At 66.6% G+C, this 22,414-nt stretch carries 24 protein-coding genes; 12 read left to right on the top strand and 12 right to left on the bottom strand.

The genetic code is table 11. From position 1 onward, the window contains the following. The first annotated feature begins 1 nt into the window (after position 1). The 3 genes from QP166_RS09480 to QP166_RS09470 all read left to right on the top strand — a co-directional run bounded on the left by QP166_RS09480 (position 2) and on the right by QP166_RS09470 (position 2,057). Complete coding sequence (locus QP166_RS09480) at positions 2-235, top strand: hypothetical protein (RefSeq protein WP_333915693.1); 234 nt, start codon at positions 2-4, stop codon at positions 233-235. Between the two features lie 334 nt (positions 236-569). After that, on the top strand, positions 570-1,595 hold the full coding sequence (locus QP166_RS09475; RefSeq protein WP_333915692.1) for an EAL domain-containing protein: 1,026 nt from the start codon (positions 570-572) through the stop codon (positions 1,593-1,595). 189 nt (positions 1,596-1,784) lie between these two features. Continuing rightward, complete coding sequence (locus tag QP166_RS09470) at positions 1,785-2,057, top strand: hypothetical protein (RefSeq protein WP_333915691.1); 273 nt, start codon at positions 1,785-1,787, stop codon at positions 2,055-2,057. On the opposite strand, the gene QP166_RS09465 is transcribed toward QP166_RS09470, so the two are convergent. Beyond that, on the bottom strand, positions 2,052-3,110 hold the full coding sequence (locus QP166_RS09465) for a glucokinase (protein WP_333915690.1): 1,059 nt from the start codon (positions 3,108-3,110) through the stop codon (positions 2,052-2,054). The genes QP166_RS09470 and QP166_RS09465 overlap by 6 nt on opposite strands. Positions 3,111-3,313: 203 nt before the next feature. Between QP166_RS09465 and QP166_RS09460 the strand changes: the two genes are divergently transcribed. Continuing rightward, positions 3,314-3,511: a hypothetical protein gene (locus QP166_RS09460; RefSeq protein WP_333915689.1), complete on the top strand. Its 198-nt coding sequence runs from the start codon at positions 3,314-3,316 to the stop codon at positions 3,509-3,511. 295 nt (positions 3,512-3,806) lie between these two features. Here the strand turns inward: QP166_RS09460 and QP166_RS09455 are convergent, their stop codons facing one another. The 3 genes from QP166_RS09455 to QP166_RS09445 all read right to left on the bottom strand — a co-directional run bounded on the left by QP166_RS09455 (position 3,807) and on the right by QP166_RS09445 (position 6,215). Beyond that, the gene (locus QP166_RS09455; RefSeq protein ID WP_333915688.1) at positions 3,807-5,108 is read right to left on the bottom strand and encodes a cation:proton antiporter; all 1,302 of its coding nucleotides are present in this window, start codon (positions 5,106-5,108) and stop codon (positions 3,807-3,809) included. A gap of 67 nt (positions 5,109-5,175) precedes the next feature. Further along, the gene (locus QP166_RS09450) at positions 5,176-5,550 is read right to left on the bottom strand and encodes a hypothetical protein (RefSeq protein ID WP_333915687.1); all 375 of its coding nucleotides are present in this window, start codon (positions 5,548-5,550) and stop codon (positions 5,176-5,178) included. Continuing rightward, positions 5,547-6,215, bottom strand: a complete 669-nt coding sequence (locus QP166_RS09445; protein ID WP_333915686.1) for an EI24 domain-containing protein — start codon at positions 6,213-6,215, stop codon at positions 5,547-5,549. The genes QP166_RS09450 and QP166_RS09445 overlap by 4 nt, the downstream gene beginning before the upstream one ends. A gap of 87 nt (positions 6,216-6,302) precedes the next feature. Here QP166_RS09445 and QP166_RS09440 point away from each other — a divergent pair, with 87 nt between their 5' ends. From QP166_RS09440 to QP166_RS09415, 6 genes are all read left to right on the top strand, one after another. Further along, positions 6,303-7,295, top strand: coding sequence for an adenosine kinase (locus tag QP166_RS09440; RefSeq protein ID WP_333915685.1), 993 nt, complete (start codon positions 6,303-6,305; stop codon positions 7,293-7,295). A gap of 186 nt (positions 7,296-7,481) precedes the next feature. Further along, a complete protein-coding gene (hrpB, locus tag QP166_RS09435; RefSeq protein WP_333915684.1) occupies positions 7,482-9,902 on the top strand; it encodes an ATP-dependent helicase HrpB in 2,421 nt (806 codons plus the stop codon). 99 nt (positions 9,903-10,001) lie between these two features. After that, positions 10,002-10,439 carry a copper chaperone PCu(A)C gene (locus QP166_RS09430; protein WP_333915683.1) on the top strand — a complete coding sequence of 146 codons (438 nt, stop codon included), beginning with the start codon at positions 10,002-10,004 and terminating at the stop codon, positions 10,437-10,439. Continuing rightward, a complete protein-coding gene (locus QP166_RS09425; protein WP_333915682.1) occupies positions 10,423-10,710 on the top strand; it encodes a hypothetical protein in 288 nt (95 codons plus the stop codon). Before QP166_RS09430 ends, QP166_RS09425 begins: the two co-directional genes overlap by 17 nt. After that, on the top strand, positions 10,701-11,171 hold the full coding sequence (locus QP166_RS09420; RefSeq protein WP_333915681.1) for a vgr related protein: 471 nt from the start codon (positions 10,701-10,703) through the stop codon (positions 11,169-11,171). The genes QP166_RS09425 and QP166_RS09420 overlap by 10 nt, the downstream gene beginning before the upstream one ends. Before the next feature lie 55 nt (positions 11,172-11,226). After that, positions 11,227-11,607 carry a hotdog fold thioesterase gene (locus QP166_RS09415; RefSeq protein ID WP_333915680.1) on the top strand — a complete coding sequence of 127 codons (381 nt, stop codon included), beginning with the start codon at positions 11,227-11,229 and terminating at the stop codon, positions 11,605-11,607. 145 nt (positions 11,608-11,752) lie between these two features. Here the strand turns inward: QP166_RS09415 and gorA are convergent, their stop codons facing one another. The 4 genes from gorA to pgi all read right to left on the bottom strand — a co-directional run bounded on the left by gorA (position 11,753) and on the right by pgi (position 15,479). Continuing rightward, on the bottom strand, positions 11,753-13,102 hold the full coding sequence (gene gorA, locus QP166_RS09410; RefSeq protein ID WP_333915679.1) for a glutathione-disulfide reductase: 1,350 nt from the start codon (positions 13,100-13,102) through the stop codon (positions 11,753-11,755). 234 nt (positions 13,103-13,336) lie between these two features. Continuing rightward, positions 13,337-13,735, bottom strand: a complete 399-nt coding sequence (gene vapC, locus QP166_RS09405; RefSeq protein ID WP_333915678.1) for a type II toxin-antitoxin system VapC family toxin — start codon at positions 13,733-13,735, stop codon at positions 13,337-13,339. Next, positions 13,732-13,944 (bottom strand): type II toxin-antitoxin system VapB family antitoxin, encoded by a 213-nt coding sequence (locus QP166_RS09400; protein WP_333915677.1) that lies wholly within the window; start codon positions 13,942-13,944, stop codon positions 13,732-13,734. Before QP166_RS09400 ends, vapC begins: the two co-directional genes overlap by 4 nt. A gap of 44 nt (positions 13,945-13,988) precedes the next feature. Further along, the gene (gene pgi / locus QP166_RS09395; protein WP_333915676.1) at positions 13,989-15,479 is read right to left on the bottom strand and encodes a glucose-6-phosphate isomerase; all 1,491 of its coding nucleotides are present in this window, start codon (positions 15,477-15,479) and stop codon (positions 13,989-13,991) included. Positions 15,480-15,574: 95 nt separating this feature from the next. Between pgi and lepB the strand changes: the two genes are divergently transcribed. Together lepB and rnc are read left to right on the top strand one after the other, a co-directional pair. Beyond that, positions 15,575-16,390 carry a signal peptidase I gene (gene lepB, locus QP166_RS09390; RefSeq protein WP_333915675.1) on the top strand — a complete coding sequence of 272 codons (816 nt, stop codon included), beginning with the start codon at positions 15,575-15,577 and terminating at the stop codon, positions 16,388-16,390. Between the two features lie 2 nt (positions 16,391-16,392). Continuing rightward, the gene (gene rnc, locus QP166_RS09385; RefSeq protein ID WP_333915674.1) at positions 16,393-17,088 is read left to right on the top strand and encodes a ribonuclease III; all 696 of its coding nucleotides are present in this window, start codon (positions 16,393-16,395) and stop codon (positions 17,086-17,088) included. A 146-nt stretch (positions 17,089-17,234) separates the two neighbouring features. Here rnc and QP166_RS09380 read toward each other — a convergent pair whose 3' ends face one another. The 4 genes from QP166_RS09380 to QP166_RS09365 form a co-directional block, all read right to left on the bottom strand. Next, the gene (locus QP166_RS09380) at positions 17,235-17,831 is read right to left on the bottom strand and encodes an opacity protein (RefSeq protein WP_333915673.1); all 597 of its coding nucleotides are present in this window, start codon (positions 17,829-17,831) and stop codon (positions 17,235-17,237) included. Positions 17,832-18,052: 221 nt separating this feature from the next. Beyond that, a complete protein-coding gene (locus QP166_RS09375) occupies positions 18,053-18,340 on the bottom strand; it encodes an HNH endonuclease (RefSeq protein ID WP_333917308.1) in 288 nt (95 codons plus the stop codon). 44 nt (positions 18,341-18,384) lie between these two features. After that, positions 18,385-18,810: a YbaN family protein gene (locus tag QP166_RS09370; RefSeq protein WP_333915672.1), complete on the bottom strand. Its 426-nt coding sequence runs from the start codon at positions 18,808-18,810 to the stop codon at positions 18,385-18,387. A gap of 294 nt (positions 18,811-19,104) precedes the next feature. Beyond that, on the bottom strand, positions 19,105-22,350 hold the full coding sequence (locus QP166_RS09365; RefSeq protein WP_333915671.1) for a glycoside hydrolase family 2 TIM barrel-domain containing protein: 3,246 nt from the start codon (positions 22,348-22,350) through the stop codon (positions 19,105-19,107). Between the last annotated feature and the right edge of the window lie 64 nt (positions 22,351-22,414).

Raw genomic sequence — 22,414 nt, 5'->3', positions numbered from 1 at the left:
CATGCTTGCCGGTGAGGACGAGTGCGGCTGGATCGAAGCTTGGGTGGCTACAGAGGCTGCGCGTGTCTTGGCCGAGGACGACGGGCTCGGCGTCATGATAACCGTGTCTAATCAGATCCTTGCAGTGTTACTTGGCGCCAATGTGGCCGTCGCCATGACGCTAAGCGTTCTTTATGTCATTATTCACATGACCTCATACGGATTGCCTTTGATAAAGACTATCAAGAACGTATAGACCTCGTCACTGAGGATGATTACGACTGTGGTATGTATTGAAGAACGGACGTTGTATTGTCCATGTATCGCGGTAAAACCTCAAGACACTAATGGCACTAAGCATCTGAAATATCGGCATAAATTCAGCAAATCCCTCAATTTACGCTAACCTAGTTAATAAATTTCGTAGTATTTGATGATGCTCAAAAGAGTAGAGTAAAAAATCTCCAATAACTTCAATGTCTACCTACAAACTAGCTATTGAAAAAATTACAAACTTGCCTGCAAGTATAATCTACAATAAATCGTCATCTGCGTGATGACTTGACAGACATCCCGCGGGGGAAGCGGGGATGATGAAGACGGGGTGGCAGAATATTGTTCGTGCGATGGCGCGAACCTTCGGCCCGGGCCTGAGTGTCCGTCATGCCAATGCAGATCCGATCAGGCTTACTGTACGTATTTGTAATCACACCCATATTTCCCATGCTTACGGCGAAGATGTCGCTGAGGACGTCGTTGCGAAAGTCGCGCGGAGACTTGGTCAGGCACTTCCGTCGTCAGCACGAATCGCGCAGCGGCCGAATGGTGTGCTGGCGGCAACCTTTGGCGACGACCTCGAGTTCGGCGATGACGTCGTCGTTGCTCTGATCCTGGCATGGTTTCCGACCTTCTGTTCTGCGATGATGCGCCGTCCGGTGAAAACCGACGCTGGTCAGCTTTGCGTCTGGCTTTCCGGAGACTGGGACGTCTCGACCGTGCAGAACGGGCGGCTGTTCGCGTTCGGCGGGCTTCCGATCGAAGATACCGTCGAGGCGGCGGCGCATTATCGCGACGACATGGCATTGGCCGCCGAGTTGCTGCCGCTGCTGCTGCCCGAGGCGGCGGTCAAGATCAAAGACAGGCGCTGCCTGTCCCTTCACTGGCAGCCCATCGTCGACAGCGGCCCCGGCTCGACGCTCTACTATGAATCGCTGCTGCGTCATTGCGGACGCGACGGTGTCTTCCAGTCGCCGGAAGCCTTCATTTGCGCGCTCGAGCGCCTCGGCTTTGCCTGCCTGGTCGATCGCTATGTCGCATCGGCGGTACTCGACGAACTCGAGGCGCAGGCGCTGCCGCCGCAAGTGATACCGCCGACGCTCGACCCGAACCGGGCTCAGGACAATATCGTCCGGACCCCCGAGCCGGTGCCCGCAGCGCCGCCGGTGGTGCAGGCCGCTCCCGAACAGATCGCGCCCGAGGCGGCGGCGGCCACTGGCCCCGGCCTTCGCCGGGGTGACGCTTTAGCTTGGATGGATCACACGCCGGGATCGACTGTTCCGCAGAAGCATTGCTGGCGTGTTTGCGGGATGGTGGATGCCGGAACGAGCCCGGCATGACGGTCCAAGTTCAGACGAGATGACGCTTCCGCTTCGATGAAGCATGTCGTGGCGCTACGGCTTCCCGCGATGAGCGATCGACGGTGCGGCACGGACTGGCCCGTGTCGGAGCGTCGTCAAACCTCCGGCTGCAGCCGTGGCGATCCCGGCCGTTGCCAAGCGGCGCTGCGTGGTCGATGAAGCGCTGCGATGGAAAAGCCGCCGATCACCGATGATTATGCGCGCGGACGCCGCGATGGGCTTCGTCAGGCGCTGTCGATCCTCGAAGCGGAGGAAGCGAAATGGGAAGCGCTGCTTGGCGAGAGTTCGTCGTGGCGTACCAATGCGACGCGGGCAATCCGGCACAAGGCTTATCAAGTCGCGCGGACGCGCGTGCAGACGGCGCTCAATCGGCTGTTGCCGAAGAAGGATGCGACCTTGCCGGCCGAGATCGCGACCATGATCGATCGCGCGGGATTATAATGGAAGGATCGGCGAACGCTCGGTGTGGCGCAGGAAGCTCGGGACGCCGCCTGGTCGCTCCGATGGTCGCGACGGGCTTGTCTCGCGGCTCGTATGATGGGCCAGCGCGCGTGCGGCGCCGCTGAGTTCGCCATGCTCCAGCGCGGTCACCGAGCGCGGCACCGATGCGAGAAGCCGCATGTACTTGCCGGTTCCCTGAAAGACCCCCGCCATCGACCCGAGCGCGAGGATCTCGCGTAGCGCGACCGCCAGCTTGCCGGTGACGATCACGCCGTCCCAAGCGCCGAAGCTGAGCACGAGCCCACTCGTGTAGGTCCAGAAAGCTTCGCACAATAGCTCGCACGCCTTGCGCGCCAGCGGATCGATGCCGGCAAGGCGCGTGATATCCTCGGGCTTGGTGAACCTCTTCTCGAGCTTCTGCGCGCGCGCCAGTTCGTTGTAGATGGCGACGAGGCCGTTGGCGGAGATCAGATGCTCGGCCACGACGGGATAGCGATCCGGGAAGATCGCGGCGACGAGATCGGCCATCGTCCGCGATGCCGGGGCGAAGCCGGCATGTCCGGCCTCAGTGGCGAGGACGTTCACGCCGCCATCCGGGTCATGGACGAGCACCGACACGCCTAGCCCCGACGTCATCCCGACCACGCAATAGGTGCCGGGACGTTGCAGGCAGACGCCGGGGATCGCGCCGAGCGGAAGCAATCGGTGGTTGCGATGATCGCCGAGCGCCCAGGCCTCGGCTTCGAAATCGTTGAGGATGAGCGGCGGGCGCCCGAGCATGGCCTGCAATCCCGACCGCGACACATACCAGCGCGTGTGAGTGATCGAAATCGCGTCACCGCGCGGCAGCCCGGCGACGGCAATCGCCAGATTGGCGGGCAGGCGTGCCAGTTTCGAGTCATGCTGAAACGTCGAAAGCGCACCCGAAACGCTCGAATTCTGCTCGGACCCATATCGCCGCATACTGCTGGCAACCAGCTCTCCGGCGCTGTCGGTCAGGGCGAAGCCCAGTCCCTTGCGGCCGACATGCGCGACAATCCCGGCGGCATCCATGTGCATCCCCTTCTTCCGAGGCTGCCCATGTCAACCCTCTCGCTGGATGCTTGGTAAGCGACAAACACTGTCAAACTACTAAAAGCCTTTGATCGTCAGGTATTTGTCTCGCGAACGTGCTTAATGTCCCGCGGTGGCGGAGACACACGCGTAGATCGACACGGAGCACTTCGCATTTTGGCAAATCCTGCTAGCAGTCTCGTATGCTGAGAGTACGAGAGAAGCGCCGCGCGATCGAAACCGAGCGAGCATTCGCGCGGCTTGCTGCCGTAGAGGCGGCCATCATCGCACTCGATGACGAGGATCTTCTCGACTTCGCCGACATCTTTTCAGACCGTGATCCGACGCCGTTGCGCGACATGGCCGAGGTCGAAATGCGCCGGCGCAACATCAGTCTTTGAAGTGACGGACGTCGCGCCGGTTCGGGCTTAGGGTCTGTACTCAATCGCAACAAGGATCGTGATCGCCCGTGTAAGGCCGCCCACGAGGAGCGAAGCGCAGTCGGGTAGCTGCGCTACCCGCAAGCAAGCGCCGATGCTGGGCGGTCTTCCAGGGGCGACCGCAAAGCGGCGGGCGGATTTTGGCGCCATGCGGCGTCGCGCCTCGGTCACGATGCTTTGGCATCGCTCCCTCCTTGCTCCTGGCCTGGCGCCAAAATCCGCTCCGCCACGACCTTGTTGCGACTGAGTACAGACCCTAGGAGAGCGCCTGAGACGAAGCGGGTTTTGCGTCTTCCTCGCCCAGCGCACCCAATTCACCGCGCGCGCGGGCGCTCCGACCGTAGACAATCTCGAACAACGGCGACGTCATCAAGGTCGTCGCGATCGCCATCAGCACCAGCATCGAGAACAGCGCCGGCCCGATCATGCCGCGCGCCAGCCCGATGTTGATGATGATCAGCTCCATCAGCCCGCGCGCGTTCATGAGCGCGCCGACGGCGAGCGCGGTGGCATTGTCCTGCCCGGTCAGCCGCGCTGCCGCCCAGCACGCGCCGCCCTTCGCGACGATCGACGCGGCGAGCACGACCAGCGTGACGACGAGCAGCGCCGGGTCCGCGACCAGCGCCAGTTGCGTGTTCAGCCCGCTGAAGGTGAAGAAGCAGGGCAGCAGCAGCAGGACGGTCATCGGCTCCAGCTGCCGCCGCAACCCCTCCGCAAACGCGCCGCGCGGCATCGCCACGCCGAGCAGGAAGCCTCCGAACACCGCGTGCATCCCGACTGCATCCATCGCGAAGGCGGCGAGCAGGAACAGCATCAGCGCAATGCCGGTCTCGGTCTGACCGACGACCCCGGTGCGCTCGGCGCGTGCGCCGAGCGGTCGCAGCAGCCGCGGTCCGACGCCCAGCACCACGACCGCGAAGATCGCGGCGCCACCGATCGCCTTGATCGCGACGCCGGCCCCGTCACCGAAGGTCGCCAGCACGACGGCAAGCACCGTCCACGCTCCGGCATCGTCGATCGCGCCCGAGGAGAGTGAAAGCGTGCCGAGCGGCGTGCCCGACAGGCCGCGCTCGTGGATGATCCGCGCGAGCATCGGGAAGGCGGTGATCGCGATGCATGCGCCGGTGAACAAGGCGGCCTGCGTCGCTGTGACGGTCGGGCCGAACAGCCCGGGGATCGAGCGCAGCCACGGCGCGAGCACGACCGCGACCGCGAACGGCGCGAGCATTCCCGACAGCGAGACGGCGGTGGCGCTGCGTGCGTTGCTGCGGAAATGATCGGCGCGGAAGCCGAGCCCGACGATGAACATGTACAGCCCGACGCCGAGTTGCGCGACGGCATAGAGGAGCCCCCGCGTCTCCTTCGGGAACAGCAACGTCTGCCATTCGGGCGCGAGCAGCCCGAGCAGTGACGGCCCGAGCAGCACCCCCGCGATCATCTCTCCGACGACCTGCGGTTGGCCGAGATAGCGTTTCGCCAGCCATCCGACGCCGCGAGATACCGCAACGATCGCGAACAGCTGCATGAAGAAGAGGACGCTGAGCTGCGCCGGTGCCATCACGAATCCCCACCCGTTTTCCGCATGCTAGCGGCAGTAGCGCGCGCGCTCAACGACGATGTTTGCGCTATCGGCCGCCTGTCCGGCGGGTGAGCGCGGCGACGCAACTGGCGCGATCGATGCTGCTGCCATCGCGCTGTCGTGCGTCGACCCAGGTGACGCGCGGCTCGGCGCGAGCGGCGGTGGGATAGAGATAGGCGTCGAGGATGCAGATCGCGCTCGAGAACTGCAGCTTGCGCGCCGTCCCTTCTCGAACGTCGGCGTCGGGTTGTCCGAAGCTGCGCGTCAATTGTGCGGCATCCTGCCCCATTACCGCCTCCAGCCCGAGCGTCGGCAGCGCGACCGGGACCGCACGCGCGACTGCGGGACGCTGTGCGGTAGTGGTCGCACATCCGGCGAGCACGGGCAGAAGCAGCAGCGCGGCGGAGGCTAAAGGCTTCATCGGCGGGTTCCGTGGAATAGGTGCGTCGCCATCGCCGCGCCCAGCACGGGCGCGAGGATGTTGAGGAGCGGAACCACGAACAGCCCGGTCGCGGCAAGCCCCAGCGCGAAGCGCCGACCGGCGGTCGCCGCGCGCCAGTCTCGCATCGCCGCAGCCGGCAGATGACGCGCCGCGACCATTTCGCCGAGATCGCGGCCAAGCAGCCAGCCATTGACGACGAAGAAGGCTGCCGCGGTGCCGACGCCGGTGACGAGCAATCCGATATACACCGGCGCGGCGAGCAGGTTGACCGCGATGAACCGTGCGGCCGACGCGAGCCCCATCCGCAATCCGCGCGCCAGCGATACGGCGTGCGCGCTGGTCAACGCCTGCGGATAATGCCGCCGCTCGACCGCCTCGACGATCGTGTCGGCGAACAGTCCGACGACCAGCATCGCCACCGCGCGGAACAGCAGCCATCCGCCGAGCAACGTCAGCGCCGTGGCCGCTACTCCGGCAAGCGTCCCATGCCAGCTCACGCCATTCAGCGCGGTGTCGATCAACCACCACGCGCCCGCGCCCAGCACGACGAAGACACCGAGCGTGATCGCCAGCGACAGGGCGAGCACGCGCAGGATCGCAGGGTCGCCGAGTTGCTGCACCGAAAGCCAGAATGCGCGCACCATCGTCGTGCGATGCGCCTCGCTTGGCCGTTGCGCAAGCCGCGACCGCGCTCTAGTCGGGCGCTTTCCCCGCTGCCAGGAACCGTGATCTTGACCGAACCCCGCTATGACGTGGTCGCGATCGGCAATGCCATCGTCGACATCCTCTCGCCCGCTACCGACGCGTTCATCGCCGATAACGGCATGACCAAGGGCGCGATGGCGCTGGTTTTCTCGCCGGAGGAAGCCGACGCGCTTTATGCGAAGATGGGGCCGGGGCAGGAGGTTTCGGGCGGGTCGGCCGCGAACACGATCGCCGGGATGGCGGCGCTGGGCAGCCAGTGCGCGTTCCTCGGGCAGGTCGCCGACGATCAGCTCGGCGAGGTGTTCGCGCATGATATCCGCGCGGCGGGCATCCGGTTCGACACGGCATCGCGCGCCGGTGCACCGACGACCGGCCGCTGCCTGATCTTCGTGACGCCCGACGGGCAGCGCACGATGAATACGTTCCTGGGCGCGTCGCACTATCTGCCGGCCGAGGCGCTGGACGCCGGGCTGATCGCCGATGCGCGCTATCTGTATCTTGAAGGCTATCTGTGGGACCCCGAAGAGCCGCGCGCCGCGATGCGCGCCGCGATCGACATCGCGCGCGGGGCGGGGCGCAAGGTCGCCTTCACGCTGTCGGCCGAGTTCGTGATCGACCGCCACCGTGACGCCTTCCACGCGCTGATCGATCAGGGGCTGATCGACGTGCTGTTCGCCAATGAGACCGAGATCATGTTCCTGACGCAGACCGATACGGTCGATGCGGCGGTCGCAGCGGTGCAGGGAAAGGTGCCGCTGGTCGTCGTCACGCTGGCCGAGCGCGGGGCGATGGCGGTCGCTGGCGGTGAGCGTGTCGTGGTTCCGGCGCAGCCGATCGACAAGGTGGTCGACACGACCGGCGCGGGCGATCTGTTCGCGGCGGGCTTCCTCCACGGGCAGGCGCAGGGCAAGTCGCTGGAGGCGTCGCTGACGCTCGGCGCGATCTGCGCAGCCGAGGTGATCCAGCATTTCGGCGCCCGGCCGATCGTCGATTTGAAGGCGATCACGGCGGGGGTGTAAGGCGTCGCCCCTGCGCAGGCAGGGGCCTATGTCTTTGTCGTCAGGATTTAACCTTGGACACGGGCGCGTCGCCTTTGTGTCAGCGTCTTACTCTCACTCTGCAGCCATAGGCCCCCGCCTGCGCAGGGACGACGGTGTGTGGGGCAACGGTTCTCAACCGCGTGGCGATCTGTCACAGACCCGCGCGTGACGTCGTTGCCGATCCATGCCGTGCTGCCCGACCTGCTCGCCACCTTGCGCGAGCGGTCGTCGGCGGTGCTGGTCGCGCCGCCGGGGGCGGGCAAGACCACCGCGGTGGCGCCCGCGCTGATCGGTGAAGCGTGGTGCACGGGCGAGGTGTTGGTCACCAGCCCGCGCCGGCTCGCCGCGCGCGCCGCGGCCGAGCGGATGGCGGCGCAGGCGGACGAGCCGGTCGGGCGCACCTTCGGCTATGCGACGCGGCTCGACACCAAACGCTCGGCGGCGACGCGGGTCACCGTCGTGACCGAGGGCATCCTGACAGCACGGTTGCAGGACGATCCGGAGCTGACCGGCGTGTCGGCGATCCTGTTCGACGAAGTGCACGAGCGTAGCCTAGACGGCGATTTCGGGCTGGCGCTGGCGCTCGATGCCCAGGCCGGGCTGCGGCCCGACCTTCGCGTGGTGGCGATGTCCGCGACGCTGGATGGCGCGCGGTTCGCCGCGCTGATGGACGATGCGCCGGTGATCGAGAGCGAGGGGCGTAGCCACCCGCTGGAACTGCGGCATATTGGCCGGGCCGCCGAGGCGCGGATCGAGGATGCGATGGCGGCGGCCGTCCGGCGCGCGCTGGCCGAGGAATTGGGCGGGGTGCTCGCCTTCCTGCCCGGCGTCGCCGAGATCGAGCGCACTGCCGAGCGGATCGGCGACCTGCCCGGCGTGCGCCTGCACCGTCTGCACGGCAGTCTGGATCCGGCGGCGCAGCGCGCGGCGATCCGCGGCGAACCCGATGGCGCACGCAAGCTGGTGCTCGCGACCTCGATCGCGGAGACGAGCCTGACGCTCGACGGCATCCGCGTGGTGATCGACAGCGGACTGGCACGCCGTCCCCGCTACGATCGCGCCGCCGGCATGACCCGGCTGGTGACCGAGCGCGCGAGCCAGGCCGCGGCGACCCAGCGCGCCGGCCGCGCGGCACGGCAGTCGCCGGGCGTGGCCTATCGCTTGTGGGAAGCGGCCGCGACGGCGGGCATCCCACGCTTCGACCCGCCCGAGATCCTCGAGGCCGATCTGTCGGCGCTGGTGCTGGCGTGCGCCTTGTGGGGCGTCGCCGATCCACGTGCGCTCCGATGGATCGACCCGCCGCCGGAAGTGGCGATCAATGAAGCGCGCGCCCGACTGCTCGGGCTGGGAGCGATCGACGAGTATGGGCGGCCGACGGCGCATGGTCGCCGGATCGCACGGCTGCCGATGACACCGCGGCTGGCGCACATGCTGCTCAGCGCGGGCGACAAACGGCTGGCGGCGGAGATCGCAGTGCTGTTGCAGGAGCGCGGGCTGGGCGGGCAGGATGCCGACCTCGAACTCCGGCTGCGACGCTGGCGTGGCGATCGCTCGCCCAAGGCGGAGAGTGCGAGGGCGCTGGCGAAGCGCTGGGCGGCGATGGCGGGTCGCGAAGGCAGTGGCGATACGATCGCGGCGTGCGTCGCGCTGGCCTTTCCCGATCGCGTCGCGCGGCGGCGTGATGCGAGCGGCGAGCGCTGGGTCTCGGCGGGCGGGCGGGGGTTCCGGCTCGATGCGACCTCATCGTTGGCGCGGGCCGAATGGCTGGCGGTCGCGGAAACGCAGGGCATGGCGGCGGGCGCGCGCATCCTCTCGGGTGCCGCGATCGAGGCGGATGAGCTCGAGGCGCTGTTCGCCGAGCGGATCGAAACGCGGCGTACCGCGGTGTTCGATCCGGCAACAGGCGGCGTCCAGCCATTGCGCGAGCGGCGGATCGGCGCGATCCGCGTGTCGAGCGGGCTGGACAGCCAGGCAGACCCGGCGACAGTGGCGGCGGCGCTGATCGAGGGGGTGCGGGCTCACGGCGTCGATCTGCTGCCGTGGTCGGAGGGGGCGCGGGCGCTGCGAACGCGCGCGGCCTATGCCGGGGTGCCGCTCAACGATGAAGCGCTGGTCGAGCGGCTGGACGAATGGCTCCCGGCGCTGGTCGCCGGGCGGCGGCGGCTCGATGCGATCCCGCCGGGCGCGTTGACCGAGGCGCTGCGCACGTTGCTCGGCTGGGATGCCCTGCGCCAGATCGACCGACTGGCGCCGGCCGACTTCACCAGCCCGGCCGGATCGACGCACGCGATCGATTATGGTGCCGAGGCCGGGCCGACGGTCGAGTTGCGCGTACAGGCGTTGTTCGGGCTGGGCGAGCATCCGGTGGTCGGCGAGCGGCGGGTGCCGCTGGTGCTGTCGCTTACCTCGCCGGCCGGACGACCGATCCAGACGACCCGCGATCTGCCCGGCTTCTGGCAGGGGAGCTGGCGCGATGTCGCGCGCGAGATGCGCGGCCGTTATCCGCGTCATCCTTGGCCCGACGATCCCGCCGCGGCCGCGCCGACGCTGCGCACCAAGAATGCGGATGCGCGGCGCAACAAGTGACCGGGCGACACGCGGCTAGTCGAAAAAGGTCGAAGCCGACGGCGCTTGCCCGCGTCGATGGGCGACCGTACATCCATGCGTCGGATGGGGAAAATGGTCATGCGCCGCTTGATATTGGCAGGTTCGATCTTCGTGGCGGGATGTTCGGCGCAGAGCGCCGCACCGGTGGCGAACGATGGCTATGTCCGGCTGGCGGCGGTGCCGGGGCGGCCGGCGGCGGGCTATTTCGCGCTGCGCGGCGGGATGAAGGACACCACGCTCGTGCGCGTCGAAGCGCCAGGCGTCTCGCGCGCCGAAATGCACGGCAGCAAGATGACCGCGAACGGGATGGTGACGATGGAGTCGCTGGCGAACGTGCCGGTGCCGGCCAAGACCGATGTCGCGTTCGCGCCGGGCGGGCGGCACGTGATGCTGTTCGACGTACCGCACACGGTGACGCCGGGATCGCGCCTGCCGCTGACATTGCGCTTCGCAGATGGTGCGGCGACGCAGGTCGAGGCGAAGGTGATCGCGGCGGGCGATGTCGCACCGGAGTGAGCCCGGATTTCGCCCACTGGCCGATCGGTGGAGCGGGGCGCCGGCGGTCCTCGGGTTCGTCTTGACGCTGCTGACCGAGCTAGTGGTCGCGGCGATCACTGCATTGATCGTGCTTCATTTTGGCGACCGCGAGACGATCGACATGATCGCGGCGCTGGGCATTGCCTTTCCGGTGGTGCTCGGCGGGCTGTCGGTCGTGTGGCTTGAGCGTTCCTGTCACCAGCGCATCGGAACGAGCCCGATCACGCTGCTCGCGGAGCTATGGGTATAAAGGGCCAGCGATTCCTGACGGATGCGGAGGTCGCGCTGGCACGGTCGATGTACGGCGATGCCATCGACTATGCGGCGGTGCGGCTGGCCAATCGGAAATGGGCATTCTTCCAGCCGCGTGACGTGGTGATGGCTCCGCGCGGCTGCATCCACTTTCATCCGCACGGCGACCTGTGGTGCGAGGATTTCGGTGCCGCCGCGCTCGATCGACAGGGGCTGTTCATCCACGAGATGTGCCACATCTGGCAGCATCAGCGTGGCATCTTCCTGCCGCTTAAGCGGCATCCGTTCTGCCGCTATGATTATGCGATCCGTCCCGGCTGGCGGCTGGAACGCTATGGCCTGGAGCAGCAGGCCGAGATCGTTCGTCACGCCTTTCTGTTGCGGCACAAGGCGATCGTGCCGGGTGCGCCGGCACTGGCGCGTTATGAAACCATCCTGCCGTTCGGAGATACTGCGTGAGCATCTGGCATTCCCCATTGATCTCGACGCCCTGACCGCAGGCTGTGCAGGTTCGATGCCCGGCCTGCTCGGGATCGAGTTCGTCGCCTCGGGTGACGACTGGCTGCGCGCGCGTATGCCGGTCGACCAGCGCACGCGTCAGCCGTACGGGCGGTTGCACGGCGGCGCATCGGTCGCGCTGGCCGAGACGGTCGCGTCGGTCGCGGCGATGGCGACGCTCGATCCTGCGCAGTCGGCCGCGGTGGGGATGGAGATCAACGCCAACCATCTGCGGCCGGTCGGCGAAGGCTTCGTCTATGCCACCGCGATCAGCGAGGCGCGGGGGCGGTCGTCGCAGGTTTGGACGATCCGCGTGACCGACGAGGCGGAGCGGCTGGTGTGCCTCGCGCGGATGACGGCGGCGGTGATCGCGGCGGGGCGTGGCGGCGTGGGGTGATCGGCGCCTTTGTCATTCCCGCGACGGCGGGAATCCAGAAACGCTGACGGTGCGACCCTTGCGAAGACCTTCGCGTCTGGATCCCCGCCTACGCGGGGATGACGAAAGGGGGCGGGGATGCCGGAGGAGCGAGCGCGATGACGGTTTACTTCAGCAGCACCAATTCCTCCGCCATCGTCGGATGCAGCGCGACCGTCGCGTCGAACTGCGCCTTGGTCAGCCCGGCTTTCACCGCGACTGCGGCGGCCTGGATGATCTCGGGCACGTCCGGGCCGATCATGTGGATGCCGACGACGCGGTCGGTCTCGCCGTCGCAGACCATCTTGTAGAGCGCGCGCTCGTCGCGGCCCGCCAGCACGTTCTTCATCGGGCGGAAGTCCGACGAATAGACCTTCACCGAACCGAGCTTCTGCCGTGCCTGTGCCTCGGTCAGCCCGACGCCGGCGAGCGGCGGGTGGCTGAACACTGCCGAGGGGACGCATTCGTAATCCACCTTGGTGGCCTTGCCGCCGTACATATTGTCGGCGAACGCCTGCCCCTCGCGGATCGCGATCGGGGTGAGCTGGATGCGGTTGGTGACGTCGCCGACCGCGTAGATCGACGCGCAGGTCGAGCGATTGTCGTCGTCGACCGTAATCGCGCCGTGATCGTCGAGTTCGACGCCTGCGGTTTCGAGCCCCAGGCCGCGGGTGTTGGGCTTTCGCCCGGTGGCGAACATCACGAGGTCGACGGTGACCGGCTCGTGGTTCGACATGTGGACGGTCAGGCAGCCGTCGTCGCCCTTGTCGATGCCCTGGAAAGCGGCGTCGAAGCGGAATTCGAGACCTTTCATCATGCTGATCTGCAGTAGCCGGTCGCGGATCTGCAGATCGTAGCCGCGCAGGATCTCCTTGGTGCGGTTCATCAGGATGACGTGCGCGCCAAGTTGATGGAAGATGCCCGCGAATTCATTGGCGATATAGCCCGCGCCCGCGATCAGGATGCGCTTGGGAATGCCGTCGAGATGGAACGCCTCGTTCGAGGTGATGCCGTGTTCGTGGCCGGGGCAGTCGGGAATTGCAGGATGCGCGCCGACCGCGATCAGGATCGTCTTGGCGGTCTTCTTCGTGCCGTCGGCGAGTGTGACTTCGTTCGGCCCGGAGACGGTCGCGCGCTGGTGGATGATCTCCGCGCCCGAGCTTTCGATCGTGGTGGTGTAGGCGGTGTTGATGCGGTCCACCTCCTTCATCACATTGTCGCGCAGTCGCGGCCAGCTGAAGGCGCAATCGTCGGGCACGTCCCAGCCAAAGTGACGCGCGTCGCGCAGGTCCTCGGCAAAGTGCGCGCCGTAGACGAGCAGCTTTTTGGGGACGCAGCCGCGGATCACGCAGGTGCCGCCGACGCGATACTCCTCCGCCACCGCCACCTTCGCGCCGTGCGCTGCCGAGACGCGCGCGGCGCGCGTGCCGCCGGAACCTGCACCGATGACGAAAAGGTCGTAGTCGAAGTCGGACATGGACAGGCTCCGTGGGGCGCGAAAGTTGCGAATGTTGAGACGATCGCGGGTTGGATGGTGAACCAGCGGGGCGCCGGATGGTGCCGCTGTTAGCAGGGCGGGGCGGGGTAGGACAGGGCGGGGTTCCCTCGTCATTCCCGCGCAGGCGGGGATCCAGAACCTCCGACGTTTGCGGCTCTATCGAGAAACCTGCGCGTCTGGATCCCCGCTTTCGCGGGGATGACGGGGCGGAGGCTACGTCATTGCGGAGCGCAGGCCGAGATGCTCGACGAACGGGTCGAAGTCGCGATCGTTATACAGTAGCGGCACTTCGGCCATGATGCGCCGCGTTGCGATCAGCGTATCGATGGTCTTGCGGATGGTGATGCCGCGGTGTCGGAGAGCGCGATAGTTTCGGGCCGCCTGCTCGGCCACCGGCACGTCACTTATCCGCAGCTGCGAAAAATCCGACAGGTACGCGCGGGCCAACTCGAAGGCTCTATTCGTTCGCGTGCCTTGCAGGACCTCCACGATCATCAAATCGCCGACCGCCAGATCCTGCTCGTCCAGCGACAATTCCTCAAGCCTACGAGTCTGCAACGTTTCGCGCCCGTTCAGCACGTCGATCAAAACGCTGCTATCGACAAGGATCATTCGCCTTCAGGAATGTATTTGCTGGTTCGCATGTCGGCGAGGTCGCCCTCCCAGCCCAGCCCGCGCAGGCCGCGGATGGCATCCAACTGCCGCCTCGCGCGGATCGAACGGCGAAGCGCCTCCGTGACCGCTTCGCGTTTGGTGGTCACGCCGAGCGCTTCCATGGCTTCCGCCATGAGAGCGTCGTCGATCTCGATATTGGTCCGCATGTGTATGGCTCCGCAGAGCCATACACATAATCGGTCGTGCGCCCTTACGCCAGACCGGCGCGCGCGATCAGGTCCGTGGTGGAGGGGTCGAAGTCGCCGCCGCCCTTCGCTGCGGCCTTGGCCATCTCCTTGCCCAGCTCGACGCCGAACTGGTCGAAGGAGTTGATGCCAAGCAGCACGCCATTCACGAACACGCGATGTTCGTAGAAGGCGATCAGCGCGCCGAGCGTGCGCGCGTCGAGCCGGTCGAGCAGCAAGGTCGAGGACGGCCGGTCGCCGGGATAGCTGCGCGCGGGATCGTCGACCTGCTTGCCCTGCATCAGCGCCGCACCCTGTGCGAAGGCGTTCAGCAGCAACTGGCGGTGATGCTCCGCCGGGAGCGTGTCGCCGGCTTCGATCACGGCGAGGAACTCAACGGGAACGAGGTGCGTGCCCTGGTGAAGCAACTGGAACACAGCATGTTGCGCGTCGGTGCCGACCCCGCCCCAGGTGATCGCGGCGGTCGGACGGCCGACCGGCTGGCCATCGACCGTCACGCCCTTGCCATTCGACTCCATCTCGAGCTGCTGGAGGTAGCTCGGCAACAGGCGCAGACGCTCGTCATAGGCGAAGGGCGCGCGCGTCTCGCAACCGCGCACCTGCGTGTAATAAAGGTCGGCGAAGGCGGCGAGTGCCGGGGCGTTTTCATGCAGCGCGGTCAGGCGGAAATGGCGGTCCATCTCGGCCGCGCCGTCGAGCAATTCCTCGAATTGTTCCCAGCCGAGCTTGATCGCCGCCGGGAAGCCGATCGAGGACCAGAGCGAATAACGGCCGCCGACACCCTCGGAAAAGGGCAGGATGCGCGTCTCGTCGACGCCCCATTCGATCGCCTTTTCGGGCGAGGCGGTCAGCGCCACGACGCGGCCATAGGGGTCTTCGACGCCCGCGCCGGTCATCCATGCGATGACGCTGTCGGCGTTCATCATCGTCTCGGTGGTGGTGAAGGTCTTCGAGGCGACGACCAGCAACGTCGTCGCGGGATCGAAGCGGTCGAAGACGTCGTCGAGCGCCATGCCGTCGACATTCGAGACGATCGCGACGTCGTAGCGGTCGCTGTCGCGGCCGAGCGCGTCGATGAGCAGGTGCGGGCCGAGTGCCGAGCCGCCGATGCCGACGTGCAGGACGTGGCGGATCGGGCCGAAGGCGTCGGCCTCGATCGCGTCGATCACCGCGCGCATCCGCGCGTGATAGGAAGCGGCGCGGGCAACGCTCTCGTCCTTGCCTTCGCCACGTTCGGCGGTGTGCTCGACCGGGCGATCCTCGGTGACGTTGACGTTCTGACCGCCGAACATCGCTTCGCGCTTGCCGGCGAGATCGGTTTCCTTTGCCAGCGCCTCGAACGCCGCGACCGCGTCGGGGGTCAAATGCGTCTTCGACCAGTCGAAATGGATCCCGGCGACGTCGAGTGACAGTCTCGCCAGCCGATCCGGGTCGTTCGCGAACAGCGTCTCCAGCCGCTCCTTCGGGAGCGCTTCGATCCTTGACCAATCCGCCACGTGCAACTTCCTTCCGAGCAATTGCGGGTCACAACCGTTCGCGCAAGCCAAGGCTCCGCTTGACGAAGGCGAGCGGTTGCGCGACGCGGTGCTTCATGGCCACCCCTGCTGCCCCCGGCAAGCCCGCGCGTTCCGAAACCGGCGAGACGGTCCGCTTCCTGCTGAAGCTGGCGTTGTTCGTGTTCATCCTGCGCAGCTTCATCTTCTCGCCCTTTTCGATCCCGTCCGAATCGATGCTGCCGCGGCTGCTGATCGGCGACTATCTGTTCGTGTCGAAGTGGAATTACGGCTATTCGCGCTGGTCGCTGCCATGGGGCATTCCGCTGATCCCCGGCCGGATCTTCGCGAGCACGCCGACGCGCGGTGACACGGTGGTGTTCCGATCGATGGGGCCGGACGATCATGACGTCATCAAGCGCGTGATCGGGCTGCCCGGCGATACGATCCAGATGCGCAACGGCCAGGTGTTCCTCAACGGCCAGGCGATTCCCAAGCAGCGCGTCGCCGACTTCATCGTGCCGCTGACACCCAACTTCCCGGCCGAGAAGTGCGGTGCGGAGTTCCAGGACGTCGACGCGAGCGGGCAGCCGATCTGCCGCTATCCGCGCTTCCGCGAGACGCTGCCGGGCGGGCGCAGCTATGAGGTGCTCGATCAGGGCAATCTGCCGATCGCCGACGATACCGACGTCTATACCGTGCCCGCGGGCGACGTGTTCCTGATGGGTGACAATCGCGACGACAGCGCCGACAGCCGCTTCGCACCGCCCGAGGGCATGGGCTATATTCCGATGGAGCGGATCGAGGGCAAGGCGTTGGTCACCTTCTGGTCGACCGACGGGTCAGCGGAATGGATCAAGCCGTGGACGTGGGTATCGGCGGCGCGGTTCAGCCGGATCGGACACGGCTTCTGAGCGTGGGCGACGACGTCGCCGCGTGGGTCGGCGAGGTACTGGGCGTCCGGCCCGACGAGCCCGATTTGTTCGTTCGCGCGCTGACGCATTCGAGCCATGCCGGCGAGAGCTACGAGCGGCTCGAATTCCTTGGGGACCGCGTACTCGGGCTCGTCATGGCGGAATGGCTGAGCGAGGTCTTCCCCGACGAGCCTGAAGGGCAATTGTCGAAGCGGTTCAATGCGCTGGTGACGGGCGCGGTCTGTGCGGAAGTAGCGCGCGGGATCGGTGCGGTCGCGCATGTCCGGCTTGGCAAGCAAGCGCGGGACGATGGCGCGCAGCATGGCGACAATCTACTCGGAGACGTGATGGAGGCGCTGCTCGGCGCCTTGTATCGTACCGCCGGGCTCGATGCGGCGCGGGCCGCGATCCGGCGGTTGTGGGCGGATCGCATTCATAGCGACGACAAGGCCCCGCAACATCCCAAGTCCGCGTTGCAGGAATGGGCGGCGGCGAACCGGCGTGCGGTGCCCGCCTATGAACTGGTCGATCGATCCGGGCCGGGCCATGCGCCGCGCTTCACGGTGCGGGTGACGGTGGGCAAGGACGAAGTGAGCGCGGAGGGGACCAGCAAGCAGGAGGCGGAGACCGAAGCCGCCCGGGCGTTGCTGGAGGTCTTGAGCACGCAGGCCGTGACGCGGCGCAAGCGGCGGCGTTAGCGTTTGCTGGCTGGCGCCAGATAAGTTTCAGACATGGAAAAGGGCGAGACCTTTCGGCCCCGCCCCTTTCTCCCCGCACGAAACGCAACTGGTGCGGTCCGGTCGCCTGGTGCTCCCTTGGCGACCGGAAACTCTTCGTCATCGCATCAGAAGTGCGCGACGATGCCCAGCGTCGGGCGGAAGCTGTTGGTCCAGCCGTAGCTCGACACTTCGCCGCGCAGACGGATGCCCGAGTTGCTGGTGATGCCGCCCAGACCGATGTCCTTCGGGCCGACTTCGAAGCCGATGCCGTAGGTCATGTCGTGGAAGTCACGGTCGGTGTTGACGCGCTTGTCGAAGTTCACCCACTGGTAGCCAACCTTGCCGTAGATCAGGCCGCTGTCGCCGGCGCGGAAGCCGAAGCGGCCCGCGGCGCCATACTGCCAGTCGATGTCGCCCGAGACGCCCTTGGCAACGTTGCCTTCGGCACCGACGAACACCGGCCCGAGCGGAATGTTGACGCCGGCCAGACCTTCGACGATCGAACCGTTCAGCTTGTTCTGACGCGGGGCGCCCGGAACGCTGTCGCTCTGGAACTCTTCCCAGCCGCCGCGCACGGCGACATACGGCTCGATCCCGAAGGCGCGGGTGCCATCCGGCGCGGTCGCGGTGGTGGTGTCGGTGGTCGACATATCCTGCGCGAGCGAGGGGGTGGCGACGAACGCGGCGGATGCGGCAACGGCCGCAAGAACGAGCTTACGCATAAAATACCTCAATACAGTTTCGTTGCCCGGATTGTCGCAGCACCAAGTGCGGCCGGGCCGGGGACTGCTCTAACCACGCCTCCCCCGCTTGGTTGCGCGAAAAAGCGCCGGTTTGGCAGGGAATTCGGGAGGTGTTGCGGGAAAGACACGCAATCTGTCGAGAAGATGAACGAGCCTGCCGCATCGCTGCCACAGTCCGGATGCTGCGCCGCAATATGGCCTTATTGCAACATGTCGCGGCGGTGGCGGGTGGGGGCGTGGAAGTCGGCGGGCTTGTCGGCGATCCACCGCAGGAAGCGACTCAATGACGGCAGGTCGCGGATCGCGTCGAGCGTGCCGGCGCGGGCGAGGGCGGCATTGTCGGCCGCTGCGTGGATCGCGCGGTGACAAATGGGGTGGAGCGGAACCGTGCCGGTACCGCCTTCGCTGCGCGGAATAACGTGGTGCCACTCGACACGGGTGCCGAGCGGTCGCCCACAAAGCGCGCATGTCGGCGGCGCGGTGCTCATTTGGCGCAGGAGCGCTTCGGCTTCGGCGAGCCCGGCCTTGCGCCTTACGCGTCCGGCCATGCGGTGGCGGTCGGGCGCGAGAGGATGAACAATGCGCATCCGCCCATCGCGGCGGCGACGAGAAGGGCGAGCGGCAGATGCGGGCGCGCAGTGGCGAGGAAGATAACATAGCCGATGGTGATGCCGGTGCATGCCATCAGCTTGGCACGGCGCGGGATCGCGCGATCACGCCGCCACGCGCGCAACGTCGGGCCGAAGCGCGGGTGGTCGAGCAGCCATGCCTCCAGCCGCGGCGACGAGCGCGCGAAGCAGCCGGCGGCGAGGATCAGGAAGATCGTGGTCGGCATCAGCGGCAGCAACGCGCCGATCACGCCGAGCGCGACAAAGACGAACCCGAGCGCCAGCCAGCCGTAGCGCGCTGCGGCGTGCAGGCGGCCGGGCTTGATCGGGTCGGCGGGGAGGTCGGTCACGATCGTTGCGGTTCCTCTGCGGCGTGCGGGGGAACGTTTCGCGTGGCGGATCGGTGCCGCGCAAGCGGTTTTGGGTGGGGGCTGGGCTATTACCCTCGTCATTCCCGCGGAAACGGGAATCCAGAACCTCTGACGTTGCGGCCCTCACATAGACCTGCTCGTCTGAATCCCCGCCTTCGCGGGGATGACGGGGTGGTGATCGGGCGCCTTACTGGTCTTGAGCCCGGGGGCCCGCTTCTTCGGTCGGCAAGAAGAAGCGGGCCGCGCCTAACGTCCGGGGCGACGGTAGGTCCCTTATTCCTCCCCGGTCGCGCTGGCGGGCTTGGCGCCGGCGCCATGGGCGTCGGTGGCGAGCGGGGATAGCGTGAAGCCGTAGCGCAGCGGGGCGACCTTGATGCGATACTGCTCCAGCGGACGGCCCCAGTCGCTCCACTCGGTATCGCCGCCGACGCCCGACTGCACCGCGTCGACCAGCAGGCTGCCGCTCGCGCCTGGGACGATGTCGGTGCTCTTGCGCGTGCCGGGGGTGCGGCGGTTCAGCTCGGTGTAGGGGAAGGCGAGCGCGTTCATCGAAAGCGGCTGCTCACCGGTGACGCGCAGGCCGCCATCGGTGCCGCGCACCAGCTCCATCCAGCGCACGTCGACCTTGTTGCCGGTTTCCTGCGGGCGGAGATAATCGTGGTTCTGCGCCGCGATGTCACCGCGCCACAGGCCGATCGGTGCCGAGGTCTTGCGGTCGCTGTAGCTTTCGTGTGGCCCGCGCCCGTACCATTGCACGACCTGATAGTCGCGCGGGGTGACATAGGCGAGGCCGATGCGCAGCGGATCACCGAGCGTCGTGTCGAGCGGCTGGAAGTCGCCCGTCACCGCGACGCTACCATCCGCTGCCATCTGGTAGCGGGTCGAGAAGCGCGCGACATTGCCGCCGGTCAGCCAGCGCACCGTCACCGCCGCGCCGCCGCCGGGCAGCTTCTGCGTATCGATGCCCTCGACGACACGCTCGTCGGTGGCGCGCTGCCACGGAATGTTGCGCCTCTCGCTGCCGACGCCGAGATCGTTGTCGGTCAGCGCACGCGTGAAGTTGGGCGCGCCACCCGACAGCAGCACCCGGCCACCGGTCGCATAGCGATCGACCAGCCCGGTCTTGCGGTCGATCACCAGCTCGGTTTCGCCCGCCGACAGCCGGACGGTGCCGCCGCGATTGTCGAGCTTGACCGGGCCGTTGTCGGCCACGGTCGCGGCAGTCGGCAGCGCGGTCAGCGGGAATTGCTCCCAGCCGACCAGCGTCCCTGCGGCCAGGCCGGGGGTGGTGCCCGCCTTGGCACGGTAGCTGACGGTCAGGAAATATTCGGCGTCGGGGCGGCGCGTGAACCCGGTCGGGGCGAGGGCGACGCGCGCGCTCTGATGCGCGGCGACGGTCGGCGCCGCCAGCGTGCCGCGCGCGACCGCGACGCCATTCTCCAGCACTTCCCAGCTATAGTCATAGGCGTCCGCCCCGAGGAAATCGTGGCGGTTGGCGACGGTGAGCTGTCCTGCGTTGGCGTCATAGCCGGTGAATTGGACCGGCGCGTAGACCTTGCGGACCTCGTAGAGCTGCGGATTGGGAGTGCGGTCGGCCTGGAGCATCCCGTCGCCGAATTCGATGTCGCCACCGGGGTTGGGGCCGTATTCGCCGCCGTCACCCCAATAGCGCCGCCCGTCCTTGGTGTAGCGGTACATCGCCTGATCGACCCAGTCCCATGCGAAGCCGCCCTGCAACTTGTCGGGGTGCGCGTAGATCGTGTCCCAATATTCCTTCAGATTGCCGCCGGAATTGCCCATCATATGCGCATATTCGCACTGGATCATCGGCTGCTTGTAATTCCAGTTGGTCGCGTAATCCTCCATCTTCGCGACCGGATCGTACATCGGCGCGTAGATGTCGGCGAACCAATTGGGGCGGTGCTGCTGCACGCCCTCATAGGTGCCCCAGCCGAGATAGCTGATGAGCCGGCCCGGATCGCGCGTCTTCGCGGCGGTGCCGGCGGTCGCGAAGTTCGGACCGATCCCCGCCTCGTTGCCGAGCGACCAGAAGATGATCGAGGGATGGTTCTTGTCGCGCTCGACCATGTTGAGGACGCGGTCGACATGCGCCGACTGCCACGCAGGATCGAAACCGAGTTGATACTTGCTGCGCTCGCGGGGATGGTTGTTCCCCATCTCCATATAGGCGTGGCTCTCGATATTGGCCTCGTCCATGACGTAGAGCCCGTAGCGGTCCGCCAGCTCGTAGAGATACGGATCGTTTGGATAGTGCGAGGTGCGCAGCGCGTTGATGTTGTTGCGCTTCATCAGCTGGATGTCGTGCTCCATCGACTCGCGGCTGACGACGTGGAAGGTTTCGGGATCGTGTTCGTGGCGGTTGACGCCGCGGATCGTGATCGGCTTGCCGTTGACGCTGACCAGGCCGTTCTTCATCTCGACGGTGCGGAAGCCGATCCGCTGATACGTCGATTGGATGATTGCGCCCCTGGCATCGTACAATTCGACCAGCAGCATGTAGAGATTCGGCGTCTCGGCGCTCCACGGCTTCACGCCGGCAACGGTGGCGGAGAGCGTCGTCTTGCGCTCGGCGGCATTGGCGGCCAACGGCGCGCGGCCCTGCGAGACGATGCGGTCGCCGTCCATCAGCACGTAGCGCGCGCTGACCGCCGCGCCGGGCGCGACCGTCAGATCGACGGCGAGCTTGCCGTCGCGATACTTCTCGTCCAGCCCGGCGTGAACGAAGAAGTCACGCAGGCGCGTCTTCGGCGCGGCCATCAGATAGACCTCGCGCTCGATCCCCGAGACGCGCCAGAAATCCTGATCCTCGAGATAGCTGCCATCCGACCAGCGGAACACTTGGATCGCGACGGTGTTCGCGCCCGGCTTGACGAAGCGGGTGACGTCGAACTCCGACGGGAGCTTGCTGTCCTCGGAATAGCCGACCTGCTGACCGTTGACCCACACCTTATAGGCCGAGCCGGCGGCGCCGATGTGCAACACCACGTCCTGACCCGACCAGCCTGCGGGCAGGTCGATGGTGCGGCGGTAAGAGCCGACCGGATTGGTGGCGTGCGGGATCAGCGGGCGGTTGGCGGGGAAGGGATAAGTGATGTTGTTGTAGCGCGGCTGGTCATAGCCTTCGGTCTGCCAGTCGGCGGGGACCTTGATCGTCTTCCACTGCGAGGCGTCGAAATCGGGCCGCTCGAAGCCGGTCGGGAGCTTGTCGGCATCGGGCGAGAAGCTGAACTGCCATTGGCCGTTCAGCGACAGGAAGCGCGATGATTTCGTGCGATGGCCGGCGAGCGCCTTGTCGCGCGTCTCGAACGGAAAGCCGGTGGCATGCGCCGGCATCCGGCCGATGTAGTTGATGCCGGGATTCTCCCAATCGGGACGCTGCGGATCGATCTGCGGCTGGAGCGGCACGGCCGGCGCATTCTGCGCGGCGGCCTGGCCCGATACGCTGGCGAGCAACGCTGCAACAAGAACAGCGCTCCGGCGCTGGCCGACGTGATGCACGATAATCCTCCCGATTAAGTCATTTTGTAAGACAAGTATCGGCTGTCCTCGGCTTTGCCAAGAG

This window comes from Sphingomonas sp. LR60, assembly GCF_036855935.1.
In the GTDB taxonomy this organism is placed as follows: Bacteria; Pseudomonadota; Alphaproteobacteria; order Sphingomonadales; family Sphingomonadaceae; genus Sphingomonas.
Note: the sequence above shows the minus strand (reverse complement) of the source record. Positions and strands in the feature narration are given on the sequence as shown.

Excerpts from the sequence above, each read along its gene's own strand:
- QP166_RS09455 (WP_333915688.1), bottom strand. The coding sequence starts at position 5,108 with ATGGCACCGGCGCAGCTCAGCGTCCTCTTCTTCATGCAGCTGTTCGCG.
- vapC (WP_333915678.1), bottom strand. The coding sequence starts at position 13,735 with ATGATCCTTGTCGATAGCAGCGTTTTGATCGACGTGCTGAACGGGCGC.
- QP166_RS09415 (WP_333915680.1), top strand. The coding sequence starts at position 11,227 with ATGCCCGGCCTGCTCGGGATCGAGTTCGTCGCCTCGGGTGACGACTGG.
- QP166_RS09475 (WP_333915692.1), top strand. The coding sequence starts at position 570 with ATGATGAAGACGGGGTGGCAGAATATTGTTCGTGCGATGGCGCGAACC.
- QP166_RS09425 (WP_333915682.1), top strand. The coding sequence starts at position 10,423 with ATGTCGCACCGGAGTGAGCCCGGATTTCGCCCACTGGCCGATCGGTGG.
- QP166_RS09400 (WP_333915677.1), bottom strand. The coding sequence starts at position 13,944 with ATGCGGACCAATATCGAGATCGACGACGCTCTCATGGCGGAAGCCATG.
- QP166_RS09460 (WP_333915689.1), top strand. The coding sequence starts at position 3,314 with ATGCTGAGAGTACGAGAGAAGCGCCGCGCGATCGAAACCGAGCGAGCA.
- QP166_RS09450 (WP_333915687.1), bottom strand. The coding sequence starts at position 5,550 with ATGAAGCCTTTAGCCTCCGCCGCGCTGCTGCTTCTGCCCGTGCTCGCC.
- QP166_RS09445 (WP_333915686.1), bottom strand. The coding sequence starts at position 6,215 with ATGGTGCGCGCATTCTGGCTTTCGGTGCAGCAACTCGGCGACCCTGCG.
- QP166_RS09465 (WP_333915690.1), bottom strand. The coding sequence starts at position 3,110 with ATGGATGCCGCCGGGATTGTCGCGCATGTCGGCCGCAAGGGACTGGGC.
- QP166_RS09380 (WP_333915673.1), bottom strand. The coding sequence starts at position 17,831 with ATGCGTAAGCTCGTTCTTGCGGCCGTTGCCGCATCCGCCGCGTTCGTC.
- QP166_RS09430 (WP_333915683.1), top strand. The coding sequence starts at position 10,002 with ATGCGCCGCTTGATATTGGCAGGTTCGATCTTCGTGGCGGGATGTTCG.
- QP166_RS09480 (WP_333915693.1), top strand. The coding sequence starts at position 2 with ATGCTTGCCGGTGAGGACGAGTGCGGCTGGATCGAAGCTTGGGTGGCT.
- QP166_RS09375 (WP_333917308.1), bottom strand. The coding sequence starts at position 18,340 with ATGAGCACCGCGCCGCCGACATGCGCGCTTTGTGGGCGACCGCTCGGC.
- lepB (WP_333915675.1), top strand. The coding sequence starts at position 15,575 with ATGGCCACCCCTGCTGCCCCCGGCAAGCCCGCGCGTTCCGAAACCGGC.
- QP166_RS09420 (WP_333915681.1), top strand. The coding sequence starts at position 10,701 with ATGGGTATAAAGGGCCAGCGATTCCTGACGGATGCGGAGGTCGCGCTG.
- QP166_RS09470 (WP_333915691.1), top strand. The coding sequence starts at position 1,785 with ATGGAAAAGCCGCCGATCACCGATGATTATGCGCGCGGACGCCGCGAT.
- gorA (WP_333915679.1), bottom strand. The coding sequence starts at position 13,102 with ATGTCCGACTTCGACTACGACCTTTTCGTCATCGGTGCAGGTTCCGGC.